This is a genomic window from Halomonas sp. BC04 (assembly GCF_000568385.1).
Genome location: NZ_AZQX01000174.1, coordinates 1 through 23,105, shown reverse-complemented (window position 1 = coordinate 23,105; position 23,105 = coordinate 1). Strand labels below are relative to the sequence as shown.

Sequence of the window (23,105 nt, the reverse complement as noted above, 5' to 3'; positions counted from 1 at the left end):
GGCACCACCACCGCCGGCACCGCCGCCGGCACCACCGCTTGCGCCAGCACCACCGCTTCCGCCAGCGCTATCCTTGCCACCGGCGCCGGTACTACGCCCATCGCTGGCCGTGTCGCTGACGGCCTGGCCGTCCATACCGCCTTGATTCACAGCCTCGCGAGCGGTTTCCAGGCCAAAGGTGGCAGCCTCCGGATTCTGCTCAATGGCTGTGTCAATGCTCTCCAGAGCTTGCTCGCGCGGGGCCGATTCTCTCTCTTCCACGACCACCCCGTTGACCTGCTCATCCGTTGTTTCATCCTCTTGTGCGAGAACGCTCAGAGGTAACAGGAGAGCCACCAGGGTCGTGCCGACCAAAGCTTTTGCAAACATCGTCTTTCTCCTTTGGGTTCACGTTGCATACGTTCACGCTCACCCTGCGCATGCTTTCGCTCGACCTCCTATTGAGGAGGCCTGCTTCGAGCATGCGGCAGGTAATGGGTATTAACAAGTTGTCGCCTTATCGCGACAGGGTGGGGCGATCCAGGCCGCTGGCTCGTCCTCGGCGATAAACAGCGGGCCGGGCTGGGGCAGCTTGTGCACGGTCAACGGCCGGCTCCGGGCGTCGGTGGCGCTCTCAAGCACCGCCAGCGCCTCCCGGGAGATGGCGGCCTGGGGGTCCGCGTCGTCGTCGCACCAGCTCAGGGCCACCTGGCCCGGGGCCACGAAGCAGCCGAGGTTATCCACATGGCCGTCGGTTTCGTCCAGATGGCACCCCCGGGGCAGCCAGATCACCGTCTCGATTCCCAGGTTGTCGCCGTCACTGTCGGTGATCAGGTCGCAGCCCTTCTCATGGTCTCGCCCTCGCAGGTGATGTCGTTGTTTAGGTAAGTTGTTGAGGTCGGGAGCAGACTAGCGAGGGGTGGGGTGCCGGGAACATATCCCGATTGGGGTATATCAGCACGGACCGGGCCCACCTAAGGTGGTGACCATTCGAATCCCGAACAAGCACTTTTCACAATGACAGGGAGGCACCTCATGACGGTTTCCATCGATGGCCAGCGGCTCTGGTCGAGTCTGATGGCCATGGCCGAGATCGGCCCTAGCCCCAACGGTGGCAGTCACCGGCTGGCACTCACTGAAGAAGATGCCGCTGGACGGCACCTGCTGATCGATTGGTGCGAGGCGATCGGCTGTACGCTGCGGGTTGACCGGATCGGCAATCTGTTCATCCGTCGCCAGGGAAAGCGTGACGACCTCGACCCGGTGGCTACGGGCAGTCACCTGGATACCCAGCCCAAGGGCGGGCGATTCGACGGTATTCTCGGGGTGCTGGCGGGCCTCGAGGTTTTCCGCACCTTGCACGACCAGGGTGTGGTTACCCAACGTCCCCTCGAGCTGGTGGTGTGGACCAATGAGGAGGGTAGCCGTTTCGCCCCGGCCATGGTCGCTTCCGGCACCTATGCCGGCGTGTTCAGCGCCGAGTCGACCCTGGCGCGTCTTGATCGCGATGGCGTGACCCTGGGCCAGGCCCTGACCGCCTGCGGCTTCGCTGGTGAGATGCCCGTGGGCGAGCCGCGACTCGATGCGTTCTTCGAACTGCATATCGAGCAGGGCCCGGTGCTGGAGGAGAATGACGAGGCGATCGGCGTCGTGACAGGCGTCCAGGGGATGCGCTGGTTCGATGTGACGCTGCGTGGGCAGCCCTCGCATGCCGGCCCTACGCCCATGCGATACCGTCGCGACGCCCTGGCCGCCGCGGCGCGCCTGATCGATCGCCTGCAGAGCATGCCATGGGGGATGTCAGCGGCGCCACCAAGGTCACCTGCGGCACGCTGGAGATCGACAGCCCCTCTCGCAATGTCGTCCCCGGCGAAGTGCACCTCACCGTCGATCTGCGCCACGTGGTAGAGGGCGAGCTGGAGGCTCTTCAGGCCCTCTATGAGCGTGAGTTGGCTGCTGCCGCAGAAGCTTTCGGTGTCAAGGCTGACAGCGAGCGCATCTGGGTCTCTCCGGTCGTCGAGTTCGATGCCGGTTGCGTCGATGCCCTGGAGCGCGCCGCACGGGCTCAGGGTGTGTCCTACCGTCGCATGATGAGCGGTGCCGGTCACGATGCTGTGTATGTTTCCCGGGTCGCTCCCACGGCGATGATCTTTATTCCCTGCCGCAACGGCGTCAGTCATAACGAGGCGGAGTACGCTAGCCCCGAGCACTGCGCACTGGGTGCCCAGGTACTCTGCGATGCTCTGCTGGAGCGAGCGAATCAGGAGGAATCGGCATGAGCAGAATGGAGAGTCAGCCCCCCCCCAAGACATACAACGACTGGTTTTCCCTGGTCTGGATGGCGACTCTGACTTGCCGGTTCCTATTGCTTGGGGGCCGGCATTTTCGCTTTGGTCGTCATGACATCTGCTGGCGCGACACCAGCGCTACGTGATCGAGGAACAGGCGGAACAGCTGCGATTGGCTGAAGACGTCGAGACGATGGTAGATATTCTGGCGGTGCACCTTGACCGTACCATCGCTGATATCGAGCTCGCGCGCCGCTGACTTCGTAGTGGCCGGCCAGCAGCAGGCGTGCCAGCTGTTGGTGCCAGGCAAGGCTTTCGGAACGAGCGAGGAAATCGAGCATAAAGGCGTCGGTTAGTGGCGCTGACGTCTCACGATATCATCGCCTGGCGTTGAGGCCTGCACACCAGTCGAGGTCGAGCAGGAAAATCCATGAGGCGTTTGGACTTGCAGCGGAATATTCATGGTAAACAGTGACAAGTTCGACGGTTTTGGGGAGACTTTCGGCCGCCCCCTTTCACGCTGCAGCAGGAGAATGCCCCTTGAATGATCTGACGACGCTGCTGACCTCCCTTCCCACCGGATATGTCATGGTGCTTTCGGCGCTGGTGGCGTTCCTGCTGGCCTTTGGCTTGGCCGGTCTTCTCGCCGCTCGCCGTCAGCGCGCGGAGGCACGGCAGCAAAGCGCTGCCCTGGCTGAACTGCGCCAGCGGCTCGCCGAGCGCGAGCGACGCCTGGATGAGCTGCAGTACATGCTTGGCGAGGCGCAGGTAAACGAGGCGCGTCTCTCCACCACCCTGGAGCAGAAGCAGCAGCACTTTGCCGAACAGATCACGCTGCTGCGCGAGAGCCGTGACCAGCTCAAGCAGGAGTTCGAGAACCTGGCCAACGAGATACTCGAACGCAAGGGCAAGGCATTCTCGGAGCTGTCCCAGAAGCATATCAGCGGCCTGTTGCAGCCCATCCAGAGCGAGATGAAGGGCTTTCGCGAGAAAGTGGAATCCATCCACCGCTTCGATACCGAGCAGCGCGCCAGCCTGCGCACCGAGCTCAAGCATCTGCAGGGCCTCAACCGCGAGATCACCGATCAGGCCGATCGTCTGACCCGGGCGCTGCAGGGGCAGAAGAAGGTGCAGGGCAACTGGGGCGAGCTGATGCTTGAAAACGTTCTTGAAGGCTCCGGGCTGCGTGCCGGCAAGGATTACCAGCGGGAGGTCAGCTTCACGACCGAGGATGGGCGGCGGCGACCCGATGCCATCGTCTACCTGCCCCAGGGCAAGCATCTGGTGATCGATGCCAAGACGTCTCTCTCCGCCTATGTGCGCTATGTCAACGCCGACGATGACGTGGGGAGGGGGCAGGCGCTGGCCGAACACGCCCGGGCCGTGGGCGATCGTATCGCCGAGCTGGCCGACAAGCACTACTACGATCTGCCGGGACTGAACTCGCCGGAAGTGGTGGTGATGTTCATTCCGGTGGAGTCTGCCTATGTGGAGGCGTTGAAGTTCGATGAATCGCTCTTCCAGCGGGCCATCGAGAACAATGTTCTGGTGGCGACTCCCACCACGCTCCTCACCAGCCTGAATATCGTGCGACAGCTATGGCGTTTCGAGGATCAGAGCCGTCACAGCGCCGAGTTGGCCAGTCGTGCCGAGAAGTTCTACAACAAGCTGCGTCTCTTCCTGGAGAGCATGGAGGATGTGGGCAGGAAGCTGGATGGAGCTCGTGACAGCTATGACAGGGCCATGGGTCAGTTGGTCAATGGCCGTGCCAATCTGATCAAGCAGACCGCTGAATTTCAGGAGCTGGGGGTGGCGGTGAAGAAGGAGCTGCCCGCCGAGCTGGTCGAGCGGGCCCGCCTCGAATTGTCCCCCGGCCACCATGACGACCCGGGGGAAGGAAAGAGCGATATGGAGTCTATCGCGCAGAATCCGATCAGGTAGTCTCTCTAGCAGGCCGCGGCGTCGCTACGGTCAATGTTCCTTGAGTTTGGCCAGCAGGCTTTCGGCCTCCTCGGTCAGGGTCGCATTGGCGCGCATGTCCCATTGCGTGCCGCCTCCATGGCCTGCTGCAGCTTGTACTCGTAGGCCTTCTGCAGTTTCTTCTTCGGGTCGGGTTTAAGCCATCCGAACATGGTGTCTCTCCGTTGGTGCGTTGATGGGCACGAGACGTCGCTGCGGTCGCATTCAGGCAGTGGGTGTAGAATATTTCCTATACCATGTTTGTACAATAGGAAAATAAAAATATAGATATTGCTGCTAAGAGCGCAGCATCACACCGTCTGTTAGTGGCGGTAGGGCATATCTGGGCCAGATAGGGCGAGCTAAGGGAGAATCAGAAGGTTCTGGCGGGGGTGCAACAGCTCACCAGCCGGCAGGGTTCCTTGCCGAGGTTGCGAAAGCGGTGGGGCACGTTGGTATCGAAGTAGTAGCTTCGCCCGGGCCAAGGGTGCGGGATTCGGCGCCGATGGTGATCTCGATCTCGCCCTCCAGTACTACGCCGGCTTCCTCGCCTGGTGGGCGATCATCTCGCGGCCGGTATCGGCGCCTGGGGGGTAGGTCTCGATCATGAATGCCAGCGCACGGCTGGCGCGATTGGCGCCCACCAGCTTGTAGATGACCTCGCCGCTCCCCACATCGGCAAGCTCGGCGGCGGAATAGAAGACCTGATCACGACTCTCCAGGTCCATGGTGAAGAAGTCCCCGACACTGATCGGGATGGCGTCGAGGACCTTCTTGAGGGAGCTGACCGAGGGGCTGACCTTGCCCTGCTCGATCAACGACAGGCTGGAGTGGGTGACACCGCAGCGCTTGGCCAGCTCACGCTGGGAAATGCCGCGCAGGGTACGCAGGGCGCGCAGCCTTGCACCGACGTCATCCGCCATCCTGATCTCCTTGTGGTCTCGGGCAACGGGAGCATGCGCACCATTGGTGCGTCATGCCCCCGGCGGGCTCAGCAGAGCGCGTCCAGCTTTTCTTTCAGCAGCTGGTTGACCTGCTGTGGGTTGGCAGTGCCCCGGGAGGCCTTCATCACCTGGCCAACGAAGTAGCCGATCATCTTGCCGCGCTTGTCCGGCTCGGCGTCGCGGTACTGGGCGACCTGGGCGGGGCTGTCGGCGATCACCTGGTCGATCATCGCTTCGATGGCACCGCTGTCGGTGACCTGCTTGAGACCCTGAGCTTCGATGATGTCGTCGGCGCGGGCGCCCTGGCCGTTCCACAGGGCCTGGAAGACCTGCTTGGCGGCCTTGCCATTGATGGTGTCGTCCATCACCCGGGCGATCAGCTCACCGAGCTGGCGGGCCGAGACGGGGCTGTCGACGATCGGGAGGCCCTCCCGGTTCAGCGCACCGGAGAGTTCGCCCTGGACCCAGTTGGCGGCCTGCTTGGCATCGCCACAGACGTTCTTGGCCTCCTCGAAGAAGTCGGCCATCTCCCGCGTGGCGGAAAGCACGCTGGCATCGTAGGCGGAAAGGCCCAGCTCCTGCTCGAAGCGCACCCGCTTCTCGGCTGGCAGCTCCGGCAGGTTGCTGCGCAGGTGATCCACATAGGCCTGGTCCAGCACCACGGGCAGCAGGTCGGGGCAGGGGAAGTAACGGTAGTCGTTGGCTTCCTCCTTGGTGCGCATGCTGCGGGTCTCGTCCCGGTCGGGGTCGAACAGGCGGGTCTCCTGGACCACCTTGCCGCCATCCTCGATCAGTTCGACCTGACGCTCCACCTCGAAGGCGATGGCGCGCTCGACGAAGCGGAAGGAGTTCACATTCTTGATCTCGGCGCGGGTGCCATAGGTTTCCTGGCCCCGGGGGCGCACCGAGACGTTGACGTCGCAGCGCATCGACCCCTCGGCCATGTTGCCGTCGCTGATGCCCAGGTAGGTGACGATGGAGTGAATCGCCTTGAGATAGGCGGCGGCCTCCTTCGCCGAGCGCAGATCCGGCTCGGAGACGATCTCCAGCAGCGGGGTACCGGCCCGGTTCAGGTCGACCCCGGTCATGCCGTGGAAGTCTTCATGCAGCGATTTGCCGGCATCCTCCTCCAGGTGGGCGTGGTGGACCCGGATGCGCTTGGTGCTGCCGTCATCCAGGGTGATCTCCACTTCGCCGGCACCCACGATGGGGTGATACATCTGGCTGGTCTGGTAGCCTTTGGGCAGATCGGGATAGAAGTAGTTCTTGCGGTCGAAGACCGATATCTCGGGGATCTCAGCGTGGATCGCCAGGCCGAACTGGACGGCCATGGCCACGGCGGCCTCGTTGAGCACCGGCAGTACCCCGGGCATGCCGAGGTCCACGGCGCAGGCCTGGGTGTTGGGCTCGGCGCCGAAGGCCGTGGGCGCACCGGAAAAGATCTTCGAGCGGGTGGCGAGCTGGACGTGGACCTCCAGCCCGATCACGGTTTCCCATTGCATCAGGCGTTCTCCTCGGCAAAGGCGGGGCGACGACGGTGCCAGTCGGTAGCCTGCTGGAACCGGTGGGCGACGTTGAGCAGTCGCGCCTCGGTAAAGTGGCTGCCGAGGATCTGCAGGCCCACGGGGCGGCTGCCGACGAAACCGGCCGGTACGCTGATGCCGGGAATGCCGGCCAGGTTGACGGCGATGGTGTAGATGTCCTGCAGGTACATCGAGACCGGGTCCTTGTTGGCCCCCAGGTCGAAGGCCGGGGTAGGGGAGGCAGGCCCCATCAGCACGTCCACCTCCTCGAAGGCGTCGAGGAAATCCTGGCGGATCAGGCGGCGCACCTGCTGGGCCTTCTTGTAATAGGCGTCGAAGAAGCCTCGGAGAGGGTATGGGTGCCGATCAGGATGCGCCGCTTGACCTCATCGCCGAAGCCCTCGGCGCGGCTGCGCTTGTAGAGGTCGATCAGGTCAGCCGGGTTGTCGCAGCGGTGGCCGAAGCGCACACCGTCATAGCGGGAGAGGTTCGAGGAGGCCTCGGCCGGGGCAATGACGTAGTAGGCCGGGATGGCGTAGTGGGTGTGCGGCAGGCTCACCTCGCGCACGCTGGCGCCAGCGATTCGAAGACCGCGATCGCTTCGCGGGTCGCCTTCTCCACCGCCGGGTCGAGGCCGTCACCGAAATACTCGCTGGGCAGGCCGATCTTGAGGCCGTTCAGCGGTGCGTCAAGCTCCTCGGAATAGTCGGGCACGCCACGGGCGACGGAGGTGGAGTCGCGCAGGTCATGTCCGGCAATGGCTCCCAGCAGCAGCGCGCAGTCCTCGGCGGTGCGCGCCATGGGGCCCGCCTGGTCGAGGCTCGAGGCGTAGGCGATGATGCCGTAGCGCGATACCCGCCCATAGGTGGGTTTGAGTCCGGTAATCCCACAGAAGGCGGCCGGCTGACGGATCGAGCCACCGGTGTCGGTACCCATGGCAGCGGGCACCAGCCCGGCGGCAACCGCGGCGGCGGAGCCCCCCGAAGAACCGCCGGGAACCGCGACGAGATCCCAGGGGTTTTTCACCGGGCCATAGAAGCTGTTCTCGTTGGAGGAGCCCATGGCGAACTCGTCCATGTTGGTCTTGCCAAGGCTCACCGTGCCGGCGGCGTTGAGCTTCTCGACCACCGTGGCGTCGTAAGGCGAGACGAAACTGTCGAGCATCTTCGAGCCGCAGCTGGTCTTCACCCCACGGGTGCAGAAGATGTCCTTGAGGGCCAGTGGCAGGCCGGTGAGCGACCCCGCGCTGCCCTTGGCCCGGGCGGCATCGGCTGCGTCAGCGGCGGCCAGGGCTTGGTCGAAGGTGACGCTGATGAAACTGTTCAGGTCACCGTCGAGGCGGTCGATGCGGCCCAGCAGGTGCTGGGTCAGCTCGCGGCTGGAGAACTCGCCGGCGTCGAGCGCCCGGGCGAGTTCGACAAGCGTCTTGTCATGCATGCGGCATGGCTCCATGAAGGCGTGCCGTTAACGAAAGCGCGGTGGGTACGGTCATTCGACGACCCGGGGCACCAGGTAAAGCCCGTTCTCGACGGCCGGCGCGCAGCGCTGGAATTCCTCGCGCTGGTCGCGCTCGGTGACCTCATCGGCACGCAGGCGTTGGGTAGCATCCAGCGGGTGGGCCAGGGGGGCAACGCCTTCGGTGTCGAGGGCCTGTAGCATGTCGACCATTTCCAGGATGCGACCAAGATCATCGACATAGCCGGCAGCCTCGTCGTCGTTCAGGCCAAGGCGGGCCAGGTGGGCGGCCCGCTGCACGTCTGCGTGTTCAAGCGCCATGGGCTGGGTGTCCTCGCACGGATTGGGGGTGTTGAATAGCGGGAAAAGGTACCACATTCGATGTGTCGCGGGCACTCTTCTCTAGGCGATGAGCGTGGCATGTCGCTTGCTGCGCGGGGGCCGCGATGATACCGTTTGCATCCGCACAAGGGTCCCCGGTCAGCACTAGGTAACGACGTCCATGTTCAAACGCTTGAGGGGGCTGTTCTCCAGCGATTTATCAATCGATCTGGGTACGGCCAATACACTGATATACGTCCGTGGTCGCGGCATCGTGCTTGACGAGCCGTCGGTAGTGGCCATTCGCCAGTCTGGCAATATGCGCAGCGTGGCCGCCGTCGGCGCCGATGCCAAGCGGATGCTGGGTCGTACGCCGGGTAACATCACCGCCATACGTCCGATGAAAGACGGGGTCATCGCCGATTTTACCGTCACCGAGCAGATGCTTCAGCACTTCATCCGCAAGGTCCACCAGAGCACCTTCCTCACGCCGAGTCCGCGCGTGCTGGTCTGCGTGCCCTGCATGTCGACCCAGGTCGAGCGCCGGGCCATCAAGGAGTCGGCGGAGGGTGCCGGTGCCCGCGAGGTGTTCCTGATCGAGGAGCCCATGGCAGCTGCCATCGGGGCGGGCCTGCCGGTCGACGATGCCCAGGGCTCCATGGTGGTCGACATCGGTGGCGGTACCACCGAAATCGCCATCATCTCGCTGAACGGCGTGGTCTACTCCGAGTCAATCCGCGTCGGTGGCGATCGTTTCGACGAGGCCATCACCGCCTATGTTCGGCGCCACTATGGCAGCCTGATCGGCGAGGCCACCGCCGAGCGCATCAAGGAAGAGATCGGCTGCGCCTATCCTGGCGGCGAGCTGCGCGAGATCGACGTGCGCGGGCGCAACCTGGCAGAGGGTATTCCACGCAGCTTTACCCTCAATTCCCACGAGATACTCGATGCGCTGCAGGAGACGCTGGCTTCCATCGTCGCTGCGGTCAAGAGTGCGCTGGAGCAGTCTCCTCCCGAGCTGGCGTCCGATATCGCCGAGCGAGGGCTGGTGCTGACCGGCGGTGGCGCCCTGCTGCGTGACCTGGACAAGCTGATCGCCGAGGAGACCGGGCTGCCGGTCATCGTCGCCGAGGATCCGCTGACCTGCGTGGCCCGGGGTGGCGGCAAGGCGCTGGAGATGATCGATCGCCATACCTTCGAACTGCTCTCCAGCGACTAGGCCTCGCCCGAAAGCGCCTGCGTGGTCGAGACGGCTTGATGCGAAGTGGTGCCCGTGCATTATCCTACGCCGATAGTCATGGCCCAGGGTTTGCCGCGCTCCACGCGCCTGTGCCCGATCGCTCGGTAACGACTTCAGACCTTTCCTGATACCGGCGAGGCGTGTGAGGAGACCTGGGGGAGATTCGCCATTAAGCCGCTGTTTTCTCATGGATCGGTACCGGGATATCGCATGCTGCTGTGTGCGATGGTCGCCTCCGCCCTGATGTTCGCCGATCATCGCTTGACGCGAATGGAGGAGGTGCGCGCCCAGCTTTCCACTGTGGTGGCGCCGATCCAGTGGCTGGTTGCGGTGCCCAGCGATGTCCTGGCCTGGGGCTCCCTGGCCCTCTCCGACCAGCGTGCTTTGGTGGAGGAGAATCAGCGCTTGCGCGAGCAGATCCTGCATCTTTCGCATCGCGTGCAGCATATGTCCAGCCTCACGGCCGAGAATGTTCGCCTGCGGGAGCTACTGGGTGCAGCGGCGCGCAAGGAATCCCCCTATATCACCGCAGAACTGCTTTCGTTGGATCCCGACCCGTACAATCACCAGATGGTCATCGACCGCGGCCGACGCAATGGTGTCTATGTGGGACAGCCGGTGCTGGATGCTTCGGGCCTGGTCGGACAGGTGACTGCCGTTTCCGCCTACTCAAGCCGGGTCCTTATGGTGGCTGACGCCAGCCATGCCCTGCCGGTGCAGGTCAATCGCAATGGCCTGCGCTTCATCCTGCAGGGCAGTGGCCATTATGATGAGCTGCGGGTCCTGCATGTGCCCGATACTGCCGATATTCGTGAGGGTGACCTGCTGGTGACGTCGGGCCTCGCCGGTCGTTTCCCTGCCGGTTATCCGGTGGCGCGCGTTAACGAGGTGGTGCATGATCCTGGCCAGCCCTTCGCCCGGGTCAGCGCCACTCCCGTCGCCATGTTGCAACGCTCACGCCACTTCCTGCTGCTGTTTCCTCCCGATCCCGTGGCGGTGCCGGACGATGACTCCTGGGATACCGACCCGGATAGCATCCTGGTGAATCGGCGCCTGCCGTACAGGTTACCGCGGGACAATCCGGCGGTGACACGGCGCTCGCCGAGGAGGCGGACTGATGGCGAGCCCTCCCCGCACTGCGCTGCCCTGGGTATGGTTGACCCTGCTGTTGGCGCTCTGTCTTCAGGTCATGCCACTGGCCGAAGGGTGGCAGATATGGCGCCCCGACTGGCTGGGGCTGATGCTCATCTACTGGTGCATGTCGGCTCCCGATCGGGTCGGGGTGCTCCATGGCTTCGTGCTGGGCATCCTGCTGGACCTGATTGAGGGCGCTCCCCTGGGGCAGAATGCCCTGACACTCTCGCTGTTGGCCTTTCTGGCAGCGCTCGTTTACCCGCGTTTTCGTACCTACTCCCTCTTCCAGCAGTCGCTGTTGATCCTGGTGCTCCTGGGCCTGGTGCAGATTGTCGAGCAGTGGTTGCGAACCCTGTTCGGTCCCTTCTCGATGCATCTCGCCTTTCTGCTGCCTTCGCTGATCGGTGCCGTACTCTGGCCCTGGCTGACGACCATGTTCCAGGCCATGGAGCGACGCCTTGCTGGCACTGGCTGATCCGGAGTCTATCTGCATGCGCGAATCGTCCACCATTGCGGTCCTGTGCCTGGCGTCGGCATCGCCGCGTCGCCGGGAGCTGCTGTCCTCCATCGGCGTCGAGGTCGAGGTTTGCCCGGTCGACATCGATGAGACGCCCAACGCCGGTGAGGCTGCCGACGCCTATGTTGCCCGCCTGGCACGCCAGAAGGCGGCTGCCGGCGTCGGTCTCGCCTCCCTGCCTGTGCTGGGGTCGGACACGGCGGTGGTCTGCGATGGCGTCATTCTGGGCAAGCCCCGCGACCAACAGCATGCGGCAGCCATGCTGCGCGGGCTTTCGGGGCGTGCCCACCAGGTGCTGACCGCGGTGGCGGTGTCCGGTCCGGCAGGTATGCTGGAGGCCTGCGCCACGACGCGGGTCGTCATGCGGGAGATCACCGAGCACGAGATAGCCGCCTACTGGGCCACCGGCGAGCCTGCCGACAAGGCCGGTGGCTACGCCATCCAGGGGTTGGCCGCGATCTTCATCGAGCGGATCGAGGGCAGCCACTCGGCGGTGGTCGGGCTGCCGCTGTTCGAGACCGCGGCACTGCTGGCGCGTCAGGGCGTACCGCTTTGGAATGGTGCCGACCGATAACCCCCCTGTCTGCCGTCCGCACTATGTCATAATGCCTCGAAGACTGACTGGACAAGGATTTCCGCATGAGCGGCGAAGTACTGATCAACCTGACGCCGATGGAAACCCGGGTAGCCGTGGTGGAAAACGGGGTGCTGCAGGAGGCGCTCATCGAGCGTACGCGCCGGCGAGGCATCGTCGGCAATATCTACAAGGGGCGAGTGGTCAGGGTGCTGCCCGGTATGCAGGCGGCTTTTGTCGACATCGGACTGGACCGTGCCGCCTTCATTCATGTCCATGAAGTCATGCCGCCGGGCGCCTCTCCCGAGGAGCAGCTCGCCATCGGCCAGCTGCTCAGCGAAGGGCAGTCCCTGGTGGTTCAGGTCACCAAGGATCCCATCGGCTCCAAGGGCGCGCGTCTGACCACTCACCTCTCGGTGCCGTCACGCTACCTGGTCTATATGCCGGACTCCCCGCATAACGGTGTGTCTCAGCGCATCGAGGACGAGCGTGAACGCGAGCGCCTGCGAGAACTGCTCGAACGCTGTCAGCTGGAGCAGGATATCGAGGTCAGCGGTGGTTTCATCGTTCGCACGGCCGCCGAGAACGTGGGCCAGGAAGAGCTCTTCGCCGACATGCACTTCCTGCTGCGCCTGTGGCGCAAGGTCGGCGAGCGCAAGATCTCCGCACCATGTCCCAGCGTCATCTATGACGATCTTCCGCTGTTTATCCGTACTCTTCGTGACTTGATGCGTGATGACATCGAGAAGGTGCGTATCGACTCGCGGGAAAACTACGTCAAGCTGATCGAATTCGCCGAAGAATTCATGCCCGACTCTTCGGCCCGTATCGAGTACTACCCTGGCGAGCGCCCCATCTTCGATCTCTACAGCGTCGAGGATGAGATCATCAAGGCCCTGGGGCGCAAGGTGCAGCTGAAATCCGGCGGCTACCTGGTGATCGATCCCACCGAGGCGATGACGACCATCGACGTCAATACCGGTGGCTATGTGGGGCATCGCAATCTCGAGGAGACCATCTTCAAGACCAACCTTGAGGCGGCCAATGCCATTGCGCGGCAACTCCGCCTGCGGAACCTGGGCGGTATCATCATCATCGACTTCATCGACATGGAGGAGACGGAGCACCAGCGCCAGGTGTTGCGTGTGCTGGAGAAGGCACTGGAGCGTGACCATGCCAAGACCAAGTGTACCGGTGTCACCGAGCTGGGGCTGGTACAGCTGACCCGCAAACGCACTCGGGAAAGCCTGGAGCAAACGCTGTGCGAAGCCTGTCCAACCTGTGCAGGGCGGGGCACGCTGAAGACCGCCGAAACGGTCTGCTACGAGATATTCCGCGAAATCCTGCGCGAGGAGCGTGCCTATAACGCGGAGACCTACATGGTGCTGGCCTCCCAGGCGGTGGTGGATCGTCTGCTCGACGAGGAGTCCGCGGCGGTGGCCGATCTGGAAACCTTCATCGGCAAGACCATCCGCTTTCAGGTGGAGAACCACTACTCTCAGGAGCAGTACGACATCGTGCTGATGTGACGCCGCGATGCATCCGATACGTATAGCAGGCCGCTGGCTCTTGACGCTGGCGGCCATCGTACTGGGGCTGTTGGCCCTGGCGACGCTGCTGTTGCGCCTGGCCCTGACCCAGGTGGATGAGCTTGCGCCACGGGTCGAGCGTCTGCTGGAGGCCCGCTCGGGGGCCGTGGTCGAACTGGCGAGCATGAATGCCCGGCTGGCCGGGCTCGACCCGCTGCTGCGAGGCGGTGGCTTGACCATCCGTTCCCAGCGTGGACCCGAGGGGTTGGCGCTGCTGGAAGTCGAGCATGCCAGCCTGCGCCTTAACACCGCAGACACACTCAGAAACGGTTTCCCGGTGGTGGAGGATGCCCGATTGAAAGGGCTGACGCTGCACCTCTACCAGGATGCTCAGGGCAGCTGGCACTGGCCTGACCCTGCTGACATTCCGCCTGAGTTCATGCCCAAGGGCGAATTCGATCTGGATGCCCTGGACTTCTGGGTAGGGGTTCTGCTGCGGCAGCGCGCCTGGGCCGAGGATGTTCGCCTGGTGCTGCATGGCCAGCAGGAGCGTGTGGAGATGCATGCCCCGCGGCTTCTGCTCACTGGCGACGATCGTCATGCCCACCTCGAAGGGGAGGTGCATCTCGAAGGTCAGGATGAGCCTTCCCTGCTCGCCGCGCTGGACGTCTTCCCGGGGCCCGGTGGGCTACGAGACTTCAGTGCGGCGCTTCAGGCCGACATGAAGCTGGATACGCTGATTGCCCTGGCGGGGCTGTTTGCCTTCGACGACCCCCTGCGGCTGGAAGATGCCCAGGGAGACGCCCGGCTATGGGGGCGTTGGCACCGGGGTTCGCTGGCCGATGCCCGGCTCGATCTCGAAGTGCCGCGACTGGCCCTGCGGCGTGGTGGCGATCTTATTCTGATGGAACCCTTCAGGGCCCGCGGTCAATTGTTGCGCAGCGAGGATGGCTGGGAGGCCTGGCTGGAGGGTGATGCCGAGGCCACCGACTGGGCCGAGCCGGCGTCGCTGGCGGCAGCGCCGGGACCGGCGCTGCCGCGCTACTGGCATCTTCGACATGATGCGGACGAGTGGTGGCTCAACACCAGTGAATTCGACCTCGCTTCGTTGGCCGCATGGCGAGAGCGGGTCCTGCTGCCTGAGGGGCTGACCCGGGTCATCGAGACCCTCGACCCTCGCGGGCTGGTCACAGGCCTGGGTGTCGGTCGGGAAAACGGCAACTGGGTGGCGCGGGCCGCCGTCCATCAGGTCGCCGTCTCGGCCTGGGGGGAGGTGCCTGGCGGCGGTCCGCTCGACGCCTGGGTCGAGGCACGTGACCTTTCCGGTCGCGTCCATTTCGTCGGCGTCGACGCCCCGGTTTTCGAACTGCCGCGGATATTTCCCGACCCCATGGCACTATCCCACGCCAGTGGCGTGGTCAGCTGGTCCTATGACGGGCCTCGCAGCTTCGTCAGCGGGCGTCGCCTGAGGGCCGGTTGGCAGGGTGCCGAGGTGGAAGGCAGTTTCGGGCTGGTGGTCGGTGGGGAGCTGCGCGGCGGCCTGGGCCTGGACCTGCAGTTCCGCGACGCCGATGCCCTGGAGCGGCCGCTCCTGGATTGGCTGCCGGTCGGTGTGCTTGGCGATGAGCTCGAGGAGTGGCTGGCTGCCGGAGTGGCGGGTTACGTGCCTCGAGGCACATTCAAGCTCCACCTGCCGCTCTTCAGGGGGGAAGAGCGTGTGCCCCCCAGTATGGCGCTGGATCTGGATATCGAACGCGGCCGGCTACCCTTTGCTCCCGGCTGGCCGGCCCTCGAACAGGTCGAAGGCCGGCTGCAACTGGGCATCGATACCCTGGATGCCGATGTCCACTATGCCGAAAGCCTCGGTGTCGAAGGGCGTCGCGGCCGTGTCACCCTGGTCGATGACCACCTGGAAGTGACCGCTGACCTGATGGCCGATGCCGATGCGCTGCGCCATTATCTCGGGGCCATGCCGGTGGCGGGCCTGCAGCAGGTCGATGCCTGGCGAGGCGTCGGCGGTGCCACCGGTGAGCTGGTTCTTGGCCTGCCCCTGGGCGAGCCCGCAGACATGGCGCTGGACCTGGAGACCACGGTTGCGCTGGAGCAGCTGACCCACCGGGACTTCGGCATCACGTTGCGCGACGTGAGTGGCCCACTGGCCTGGCGGCAGAGAGGCGAGACAGGTGGGCTCCAGGGGCGCCTGGCGGCACGCCTGCTGGGTGGTCCCCTTGAAGCGGATATCGACACCCGGGCTGGCTCGGTTGACCTCGAAGGCGCCATCGACGTCGCCCGGCTGTTCGAGCTGGACGTCATTCCGGACCTCGGGCCACTGCTATCCGGCCGCCTGCCCTGGCAGGGAAGGTTGCGCATCAATGAGCGCAGCTCGTTTCGCCTGGAGAGCGGCCTGCAAGGGTTGGCCATCGATCTGCCGGCGCCGCTGGGCAAGACATCGGGCGAGACGCGCACCCTGTGGGTCGATGCCGATCTGGACAGGCGCATCGTGGAAGCCGAACTGGGTCGTGACTTGAGGATGCGCTGGCGGGACATGCCGGGCTCGGACGTCGGCCAGGGGCAGGTCTGGCTGGGGCGATGGCCCAGCGGCCCAGCCTGGCCTGACGGCGAGGGCTGGGAAGCGGATCTCTTCCAATCACGCCTCGATGTCCGGGAGTGGGGCGACGTCCTTGCTTCCCTGATGGACACTGTGGGGGGAGCAGGCGAATTCCCGTTGCGACGAATGAGGCTGGATACGGCGTGCCTGGTCGGGCCTGAGAGTTGCCTGGGTGTGGCGACGGCGACGGCCCAGCCTCAGGCCGGGGGTGGGTGGCGTGTGAACATGGATTCCAGCCTCTTGACCGGCCATCTGGACTACCGTCCGATGCTTGACGAACCCCTCGACATCGCACTGCAACGACTGACCCTGGATGGCCTGCTGCCGGCCCGTCACGAGGGGGTGGGGGCATTCCTGGACGAAATCGACGTGGCGACCGATCCTGCCCCGTTGCCCAATTGGGTCGGTCAGCTACCTCATGGTCGTGTGCGGATTGCCGATATTCAGTACCAGGGGCGCGAGATGGGACCCCTGACCGCGCGCTGGCAGAGCGGGCCGGACAGTTTGAGCGTATCGCCGCTGGGGCTGACACTGGGGCAGGTGACGGCCCATGGCGAGATGATCTGGGAGTCAGCCGGGCCGGGTGACAGCCTGACCCGCTCCCGAATCTCCCTGGATGGCCGAGACCTGGGCTCGGCGCTGGAGAAGTTCGGCCAGCCGGTGGCCATTCGCAGCGGTGAAACCCGGGTCAGGAGCCAGCTCGCCTGGCCGGGAGCACCGTGGCAGTTCGCCCTTGCCCGCTCCCGGGGTAATATCGAGGTTGAGCTGCGCAATGGGCGCTTCGTCAACCTGGAGTCACCGACGGCGAGGCTGGTTGGCCTGCTCAACGTGGACAATCTGGTGCGCCGGCTGCGAATGGACTTTTCCGACGTGACCGGGCAGGGTACGGCTTTCGATCACGTGGTCGGTACCGCTACCCTATATGGAGGCGTGCTGGAGACCCAAGGGCCCGTGCATATCAGCGGCCCTGCAACGACCTTCACGCTCGAGGGCACCGTCGACCTGGCCCGGCGGGAACTCGACCAGCGGCTGGGCGTCACAGTTCCAGTCAGCAGCAGCCTGCCCCTGGCCGCGGTGATTGCCGGAGCGCCGGTGGTGGGTGGCGCCCTGTTCATTGCCGATCGCCTTTTTGGACGCGCGATCGATCGGGTCACTCGAATTCACTACCGCGTGCGCGGTCCCTGGACCTCGCCGCAGATCACACTGGAAGCCGCCGAATGACGACACGATCGCAAGCCATGCTCGATACCGCCGCCGACATCCTGTTGCGCCCCGGCGGTCTCGGCCTAGAGTCGCTCGATGCCGGCCTGAGGCACGTGCTCACGCCCGGCGTCGACTACGCCGATCTCTATTTCCAGCGCAGCTGGCACGAAAGCTGGGTGCTGGAGGATGGGGAGGTGAAGGAGGCCGGCTACAATATCGATGGCGGCGTGGGTGTGCGCGCCATGGCTGGAGAGAAGACCGGCTTCGCCTACTCCAATCAGATCACGGCCGATGCCCTGGCGGAGACGGGGCGTACGGCGTCGGGCATCGTGCGCAGCGGCGCAGCGCTGTCGGTGGCACCCCGGGTGATCAGCCAGGCCAGCGTGCGCTACGACGCCATCGACCCCCTCTCCGGACTCTCGGCCGAGGACAAGGTTGCCCTGCTCAAGGAGGCCGACCGGGCGGCTCGTGCCGCCGACCCCTCGGTTTCCCAGGTCAGTGCGTCGCTCTCCGGCGTTCACGAAGTCGTGCTGGTCAGAGCCAGCGACGGCACCCTGGCGGCGGATGTCCGGCCGCTGGTGCGCTTCAACGTCAGCGTGATCGCGGTGAAGAATGGACGCCGTGAACGCGGCAGCGCGGGCGGCGGCGGACGCTATGCCATGGCCCGCCTGCGTGACGAGAAAGTGGCCGAGCGCTATGCCCGGGAAGCCGTCCGCCAGGCGCTGGTCAACCTCGATGCGGTGGATGCCCCGGCGGGCCAGTTGCCGGTGGTGCTGGCGCCGGGTTGGCCGGGCATCCTGCTCCACGAGGCGGTGGGACATGGCCTGGAGGGGGACTTCAACCGCAAGGGTAGCTCGGCCTTTGCCGGGCGCATGGGCGAGCGCGTCGCCTCCCCCGGGGTCACCGTGGTCGACGATGCCACCCTGGCCGACCGGCGCGGCTCCATGACCGTGGATGACGAAGGCACGCCGGGGCAGTATACGCCGCTGATCGAGGACGGCATTCTCACCGGCTACATGCAGGACAAGCTCAACGCCAGGCTGATGGGCATGGCGCCTACGGGCAACGCCCGTCGCGAATCCTTTGCCCACATGCCGATGCCTCGCATGACCAACACCTACATGCTGGCCGGCCAGGACGAGCCCGCCGATATCATCAAGAGCGTCAGGCGCGGCATCTATGCGGTCAGTTTCGGCGGTGGCCAGGTGGATATCACCTCGGGCAAGTTCGTCTTCTCGGCAAGCGAGGCCTACCTGATCGAGGACGGGCGCATCACCGCGCCGGTCAAGGGCGCGACGCTGATCGGCAACGGCCCGGAGGCCATGGGCCGGGTCTCGATGATCGGCCACGACCTGGAGCTGGATACCGGCATCGGCGTCTGTGGCAAGGATGGGCAGGGGGTGCCGGTGGGCGTCGGCCAGCCGACCCTGAAGTTGGACGAGCTCACAATTGGCGGTACTGCCTCCTGAGTCAGAGATGGATGCGCCCTGTGTCTGTGGCAGTAGCGAGGGGCGCCGGGGGCAGGCCGAGTGCTCCAGCAGAGACTTTTCAAATGAGTCTTCGCTGTAGGAGCAGCTTCAGCTCCGGTCCGACGCATCGGCGACTGGAGGCGACAGCCTCCCGGCGGTGTTGCCGGGGCTGCCAGGCGCTTGTCGGGCTTGACCGATCTAAGTCCGAGAGGCTCCTAGAGCCCCGCCGTATCGCGGATCAGGCGGAACAGCCGTCGCGAGCTGGTGGGGGGCTTGTCCTGCTCACGCTCGCGGCGGGCATTGCGGATCAGCTGGCGCAGGGCCTGGCGGTCGACATCGGGATAGTCGGCAATGAAGGTCTCGACGGCGTCGTCGCCCTCCTCGATGAGGCGGTCACGCCACTTTTCGAGGCGGTGGAAGGCCAGGTCGCGATGGCGGGACTCCTGTTCGATGGAATCGAACACCGCCTGGATGGCGGCGAGGTCCTCGCCGCGCATGAGCTTGCCGACGTACTGCATATGGCGGCGCCGCCCTTCGTGGGAGCGGATGCGCGAGGTCTCCTCGACCGCTGCCAGCAGGTCATCGGAGAGCGGGAACCGTGACCGCTCCGCGGGCGTCATGGCGATGATCTGTTCGCCCAGTGCCTGCAGCTTGTGCATCTCTCGCTTGAGCTGTGACTTGCTGGGCCGCTCGTCTGACGGTGAAGGGACTTCCTGGGACATGCCGTTACCAACTAGTGTGAAGGGTCAACAGTATCGTGCGCTTGATCGCCCCGGTGGGATCAATGCGACACAGTATACCAGCCCGCCAGTGCATGGCGGGATACTGACACGTTCGAATACCGGCCGGGCCGGTAACTGAGGGAGAGACAGATGACACAGGCTTTCGATGCCGCCGCTCAACAGCCGCTGCTGGCGTCTCGTGCCGAGCAGGCACTGACGCTGGCGCGCCGCCTGGGCGCCGACGCCTGCGAAGTGGGTGCCAGCGTCGACCAGGGAATCGGCATCAGCGTGCGCGAGGGCGAAGTGGAAACCGTAGAGCTGTCCCGCGACCAGGGTATCGCGGTGACCGTCTACCAGGGGGGGCGCAAGGGCAGTGCCTCCTCGACGGATGCCAGCGATGAGTCGATACGCGTGGTCGTGGAAAAGGCCATGGCCATCGCCCGCTATACCGGCGAGGATCCCGCGGCGGGGCTGGCGGATGCCGAGTTGATGGCGACCGCGCTGCCTGACCTGGACGTTCACCACCCCTGGGCGCTGACCACCGAGCAGGCCATCGACCTGGCATTGGCCTGCGAGGCTGCCGGCAGGAGCCAGCCCGGTATACGCCAGTCCGAAGGGGCTTCGCTGTCCAGCGGTGAAGGGGTGCGGGTCTATGCCAACAGCCACGGCTTCCTGGGCAGCCAGTGCGGCAGCCGCCACTCGCTCTCCTGCATGCTGATCGCCGAGGACGAGGGGGGCATGCAGCGCGACTACGATTATACCAGTGCCCGCGATCCGCAGGATCTGCTGGCGCCCGAGACCGTCGGACGGTCGGCGGCGGAGAAGACACTGCGTCGCATGGGCTCCCGTCGGCCCGATACCGGGCGCCTGCCGGTGTTGTTCGATGCCACTGTGGCCAGTGGCCTTGTTGGCCATCTGATGAGTGCGATTGCCGGCGGCTCCCTTTACCGGCAAGCCTCCTTTCTCTGCGACCGCCTGGGCGAAGGGCTCTTCCCGGCCTGGTTCTCCCTTTTTGAGCGGCCCATGGAGAGGGGGGGCATGGCCAGTTCGCCCTTCGACAACGACGGGGTCCAGACCCGTGACAACGTCTTCATCGAGGATGGGCGGCTGGCCAGCTATATGCTCTCTGCCTATAGCGCGCGGCGGCTGGGCATGGAGACCACCGGCAACGCCGGCGGCGCCAGGAACCTGCGCATCAATGCTCCGCTGGAGTCACGCGACGAACTGCTGGCTCGCATGGGGCGCGGGGTGCTCGTCACCGAGCTGATGGGGCAGGGCGTCAACGGCGTCACCGGCGACTACTCCCGAGGGGCCGCCGGCTTCTGGGTAGAGAACGGTGAAATCCAGCACCCCGTGGAGGAGTTCACCATCGCCTCGAATCTGGAGGCGATGTTCAATGGGCTGGCCGCCGTGGGCAGCGATATCGACACCCGGGGAAGTATCCACTCAGGCAGCTGGCTGATCGATGAAATGACCCTCGCCGGCGGTTGAGGCGTGGGATCAGCAAAGCCACGGAGCGGGCAGGCCTTGGTGCCAGTGTGAAAGCGTTTCGAGGTGCCACCGAGAGTGGCGGGGTGCGCTTAGACATCCTCCTCGAAGCGGGCTTCGAACAGGGCCTCCAGTGCATCGAGTACCCGTTCGGCGTCCTCGCCCTCGGCGCTCACTGTCAGCTCCGTGCCGCATGGGGCGCCGAGCATCAGGAGCGACATGATATTACAGGCATCGGCGTCCTGTCCGCCCCGGCTGACGGTGACGCGCGCCTGGAAGGGTTGGCAGCACTGGACCAGCTTGGTGGCCGCTCGGGCATGCAGGCCACGCTTGTTGGTCAAGACGAGCTTGCGGCTGGCCACGCTTACGGCTCCTTGCATTCAGGCTTACCCTGCGCTTCCTGTGGTGAAGGTGAAACCGGTGTATGAATACCGAGCTCACGGTGGCGCAGGCGAACGTCGGGCTGCTGCTGGGCCAGGTGGTGTGCGAGCCGCTCGGCGAGGTAAACCGAGCGGTGCTGTCCACCGGTGCAGCCGATGGCGACGGTGAGGTAGCTTCGGTGGCTGCTGCGGTAGGCGGGGAGCCAGCGCTCCATCCAGCCGATGATGTCGTCAAGCATCTCGCCCACCAGGGGGTACTGCTCCAGAAAGGCGACGATACTGGGCTCGCGGCCTGTGGCGGATCGTAGACGCGGGTCCCAGTAAGGGTTTGGCAGGCAGCGAACGTCGAAGACGATGTCGGCATCCAGCGGCACGCCACCCTTGAAGCCGAAGGACTCCACGGTCAGGGTCAACTGGTCGGGCCGGTGGCTGGCGACTGATCGGTGATTCGGCCGCGCAGATCGTGGACCGACAGCCGGGAGGTATCGATGATCAGATCAGCCAGGTTGCGAATGTCGCTCAGGGTGTCGTCTTCCGACTCGATCGCCTCTCCCAGGGTCATGTCGCTGCCACGGGTCATCGGATGGCGTCGCCGCGTGGCGGAGTAGCGCTCGATCAGGATTTTCGCGTCCGTGGTGAGGTAAATCACCTGGCAATCGATCTTGCGCGAGCGAAGCTCCTCGAGTAGCCGAGGAAAGCGCTCCAGGGCGTGGGGCAGGTTGCGGGAGTCGATACTGACGGCAATGGAGGACTGGCCGGATGGGCCGCTGGGCAGTTCTTCCACCAGCGATCCCAGCAGCATCGCCGGAAAATTGTCGATGGCGTAGAACCCCAGGTCTTCGAGCGCCTGCAGTGCGATCGACTTGCCGGAGCCGGAACGGCCACTGATGATCACGAGCTGCATGCGGGTCTCCTGGTTGGCTGGCCGGGCGGCCCGGGGGAGTCAGGGTGGCGACTGTCGTCGAATTGCCTCGATGAGCCGCTCGTGGAGCTCACGCTGGCTATTGCTCTTGCGCAGTGCCATGCGCGTATCGACATCGTTCATGATGCTGGCCACCTGGCTGAGTAGTGCCAGGTGGGTATCGTCTGCCTCTTCCGGCACCAGCAGCACGAAGATCAGGTCGACCGGCTCTCCGTCGATGGCGTCGAAATCGATGGGCTCTGCCAGCTTGAGGAAGGCTGCGACCGGACTCTGGCAGTGGGGGCTTCTGGCATGGGGTATGGCCACCCCATTGCCGATGCCCGTGCTGCCCAGGCGCTCTCTGCCGATGAGGCGGGAAAAGACTTCCTGGCTGTCGAGGCTCGGCGTGTTCTGGGCGATGAAGGTGCTGAAGAACTCCAGCACCCGTTTTTTGCTGCCGCCGGGCACGCCGAAGAGGGCGCGCTCCGGGGGCAGGATGGTTTCCAGTGTCATGGCAATCAGCGAATGCCGGCGCCCTGGGCGCGGGCCTGGGCCTTTTCCTTGTGCTTGACCAGTTGACGGTCGAGCTTGTCAGTCAGTGCGTCAATAGCGGCGTACATGTCGGGATCGGTGGCTTCGGCATGAAGGTCTGCGCCAGCGGCATGCAGGGTGCAGGCGGCCAGTTGACGCTCTTTCTCTACCGAAAGCGTGACCTGGACATTGGTTATGTTGTCGTAGTGGCGCTGCACGCGGGTCAGTTTTTCGCTGACGTAGTCACGCAGGGCATCGGTCAGTTCCACATGGTGGCCGGTAATATTGACTTGCATGACAGGCTCCTTCGTCCTTCGAGTGGTGGCTCGATTGTAACCTT

The 23,105-nt window shown here is 64.8% G+C and carries 20 protein-coding genes and 4 pseudogenes; 11 read left to right on the top strand and 13 right to left on the bottom strand.

The window, feature by feature from the left end; all coding sequences use genetic code 11:
- Both Q427_RS31280 and Q427_RS12300 read right to left on the bottom strand, forming a co-directional pair.
- The coding region (locus tag Q427_RS31280) for a hypothetical protein (protein WP_043514234.1) at positions 1–369 on the bottom strand (369 nt) is incomplete at its 3' end.
- 111 nt (positions 370–480) lie between these two features.
- Positions 481–771 (bottom strand): agmatine deiminase family protein, encoded by a 291-nt coding sequence (locus tag Q427_RS12300; protein WP_043514232.1) that lies wholly within the window; start codon positions 769–771, stop codon positions 481–483.
- A 243-nt stretch (positions 772–1,014) separates the two neighbouring features.
- Here Q427_RS12300 and Q427_RS12295 point away from each other — a divergent pair, with 243 nt between their 5' ends.
- Together Q427_RS12295 and Q427_RS36885 are read left to right on the top strand one after the other, a co-directional pair.
- On the top strand, positions 1,015–1,887 hold the full coding sequence (locus Q427_RS12295; protein WP_442905483.1) for a hydantoinase/carbamoylase family amidase: 873 nt from the start codon (positions 1,015–1,017) through the stop codon (positions 1,885–1,887).
- Complete coding sequence (locus Q427_RS36885) at positions 1,770–2,258, top strand: M20/M25/M40 family metallo-hydrolase (protein ID WP_442905482.1); 489 nt, start codon at positions 1,770–1,772, stop codon at positions 2,256–2,258. Before Q427_RS12295 ends, Q427_RS36885 begins: the two co-directional genes overlap by 118 nt.
- Before the next feature lie 118 nt (positions 2,259–2,376).
- On the opposite strand, the gene Q427_RS12290 is transcribed toward Q427_RS36885, so the two are convergent.
- The gene (locus Q427_RS12290) at positions 2,377–2,577 is read right to left on the bottom strand and encodes a LuxR C-terminal-related transcriptional regulator (protein ID WP_043514230.1); all 201 of its coding nucleotides are present in this window, start codon (positions 2,575–2,577) and stop codon (positions 2,377–2,379) included.
- A gap of 230 nt (positions 2,578–2,807) precedes the next feature.
- Between Q427_RS12290 and Q427_RS12285 the strand changes: the two genes are divergently transcribed.
- Positions 2,808–4,208, top strand: a complete 1,401-nt coding sequence (locus Q427_RS12285) for a DNA recombination protein RmuC (protein WP_197030615.1) — start codon at positions 2,808–2,810, stop codon at positions 4,206–4,208.
- A 74-nt stretch (positions 4,209–4,282) separates the two neighbouring features.
- Here Q427_RS12285 and Q427_RS31275 read toward each other — a convergent pair whose 3' ends face one another.
- From Q427_RS31275 to gatC, 5 genes and pseudogenes are all read right to left on the bottom strand, one after another.
- Entirely contained in the window at positions 4,283–4,399 is a 117-nt protein-coding gene (locus Q427_RS31275; protein ID WP_331280624.1) for a DUF6435 family protein, read from the bottom strand.
- Between the two features lie 200 nt (positions 4,400–4,599).
- Positions 4,600–5,149: pseudogene (locus Q427_RS12280) on the bottom strand (cupin domain-containing protein).
- Positions 5,150–5,217: 68 nt separating this feature from the next.
- Positions 5,218–6,672: an Asp-tRNA(Asn)/Glu-tRNA(Gln) amidotransferase subunit GatB gene (gene gatB / locus Q427_RS12275; protein WP_043514227.1), complete on the bottom strand. Its 1,455-nt coding sequence runs from the start codon at positions 6,670–6,672 to the stop codon at positions 5,218–5,220.
- Positions 6,672–8,130 (bottom strand): annotated as a pseudogene (gene gatA / locus Q427_RS12270) (Asp-tRNA(Asn)/Glu-tRNA(Gln) amidotransferase subunit GatA). Before gatA ends, gatB begins: the two are co-directional and overlap by 1 nt.
- A gap of 51 nt (positions 8,131–8,181) precedes the next feature.
- Positions 8,182–8,469, bottom strand: coding sequence for an Asp-tRNA(Asn)/Glu-tRNA(Gln) amidotransferase subunit GatC (gatC, locus tag Q427_RS12265; protein ID WP_043514240.1), 288 nt, complete (start codon positions 8,467–8,469; stop codon positions 8,182–8,184).
- A 181-nt stretch (positions 8,470–8,650) separates the two neighbouring features.
- Here gatC and Q427_RS12260 point away from each other — a divergent pair, with 181 nt between their 5' ends.
- From Q427_RS12260 to tldD, 7 genes and pseudogenes are all read left to right on the top strand, one after another.
- Positions 8,651–9,688, top strand: coding sequence for a rod shape-determining protein (locus Q427_RS12260; RefSeq protein ID WP_043514225.1), 1,038 nt, complete (start codon positions 8,651–8,653; stop codon positions 9,686–9,688).
- Between the two features lie 231 nt (positions 9,689–9,919).
- Positions 9,920–10,741, top strand: a pseudogene (mreC, locus tag Q427_RS12255) (rod shape-determining protein MreC); the annotation flags it as partial.
- Between the two features lie 85 nt (positions 10,742–10,826).
- Positions 10,827–11,318: a rod shape-determining protein MreD gene (gene mreD, locus Q427_RS12250; RefSeq protein WP_043514222.1), complete on the top strand. Its 492-nt coding sequence runs from the start codon at positions 10,827–10,829 to the stop codon at positions 11,316–11,318.
- 16 nt (positions 11,319–11,334) lie between these two features.
- Positions 11,335–11,934: a Maf family protein gene (locus Q427_RS12245; RefSeq protein WP_043514236.1), complete on the top strand. Its 600-nt coding sequence runs from the start codon at positions 11,335–11,337 to the stop codon at positions 11,932–11,934.
- 65 nt (positions 11,935–11,999) lie between these two features.
- Entirely contained in the window at positions 12,000–13,463 is a 1,464-nt protein-coding gene (rng, locus tag Q427_RS12240) for a ribonuclease G (protein ID WP_043514220.1), read from the top strand.
- A 7-nt stretch (positions 13,464–13,470) separates the two neighbouring features.
- Complete coding sequence (locus Q427_RS12235) at positions 13,471–17,292, top strand: YhdP family phospholipid transporter (protein WP_043514218.1); 3,822 nt, start codon at positions 13,471–13,473, stop codon at positions 17,290–17,292.
- Positions 17,289–18,743 (top strand): metalloprotease TldD, encoded by a 1,455-nt coding sequence (gene tldD, locus Q427_RS12230; RefSeq protein ID WP_043514216.1) that lies wholly within the window; start codon positions 17,289–17,291, stop codon positions 18,741–18,743. Before Q427_RS12235 ends, tldD begins: the two co-directional genes overlap by 4 nt.
- A 215-nt stretch (positions 18,744–18,958) precedes the next feature.
- Here the strand turns inward: tldD and yjgA are convergent, their stop codons facing one another.
- The gene (gene yjgA / locus Q427_RS12225) at positions 18,959–19,465 is read right to left on the bottom strand and encodes a ribosome biogenesis factor YjgA (RefSeq protein WP_043514213.1); all 507 of its coding nucleotides are present in this window, start codon (positions 19,463–19,465) and stop codon (positions 18,959–18,961) included.
- Between the two features lie 150 nt (positions 19,466–19,615).
- On the opposite strand from yjgA, the gene pmbA reads away from it, so the two are divergent.
- Positions 19,616–20,956: a metalloprotease PmbA gene (pmbA, locus tag Q427_RS12220; protein WP_043514211.1), complete on the top strand. Its 1,341-nt coding sequence runs from the start codon at positions 19,616–19,618 to the stop codon at positions 20,954–20,956.
- An 89-nt stretch (positions 20,957–21,045) separates the two neighbouring features.
- Here pmbA and Q427_RS12215 read toward each other — a convergent pair whose 3' ends face one another.
- The 4 genes and pseudogenes from Q427_RS12215 to hpf all read right to left on the bottom strand — a co-directional run bounded on the left by Q427_RS12215 (position 21,046) and on the right by hpf (position 23,061).
- The gene (locus Q427_RS12215) at positions 21,046–21,315 is read right to left on the bottom strand and encodes an HPr family phosphocarrier protein (RefSeq protein WP_155833550.1); all 270 of its coding nucleotides are present in this window, start codon (positions 21,313–21,315) and stop codon (positions 21,046–21,048) included.
- 2 nt (positions 21,316–21,317) lie between these two features.
- Positions 21,318–22,237: pseudogene (rapZ, locus tag Q427_RS12210) on the bottom strand (RNase adapter RapZ).
- Between the two features lie 39 nt (positions 22,238–22,276).
- Positions 22,277–22,747: a PTS IIA-like nitrogen regulatory protein PtsN gene (ptsN, locus tag Q427_RS12205; RefSeq protein ID WP_043514207.1), complete on the bottom strand. Its 471-nt coding sequence runs from the start codon at positions 22,745–22,747 to the stop codon at positions 22,277–22,279.
- Positions 22,748–22,752: 5 nt separating this feature from the next.
- The gene (hpf, locus tag Q427_RS12200) at positions 22,753–23,061 is read right to left on the bottom strand and encodes a ribosome hibernation-promoting factor, HPF/YfiA family (protein ID WP_043514205.1); all 309 of its coding nucleotides are present in this window, start codon (positions 23,059–23,061) and stop codon (positions 22,753–22,755) included.
- Positions 23,062–23,105: the final 44 nt, after the last annotated feature.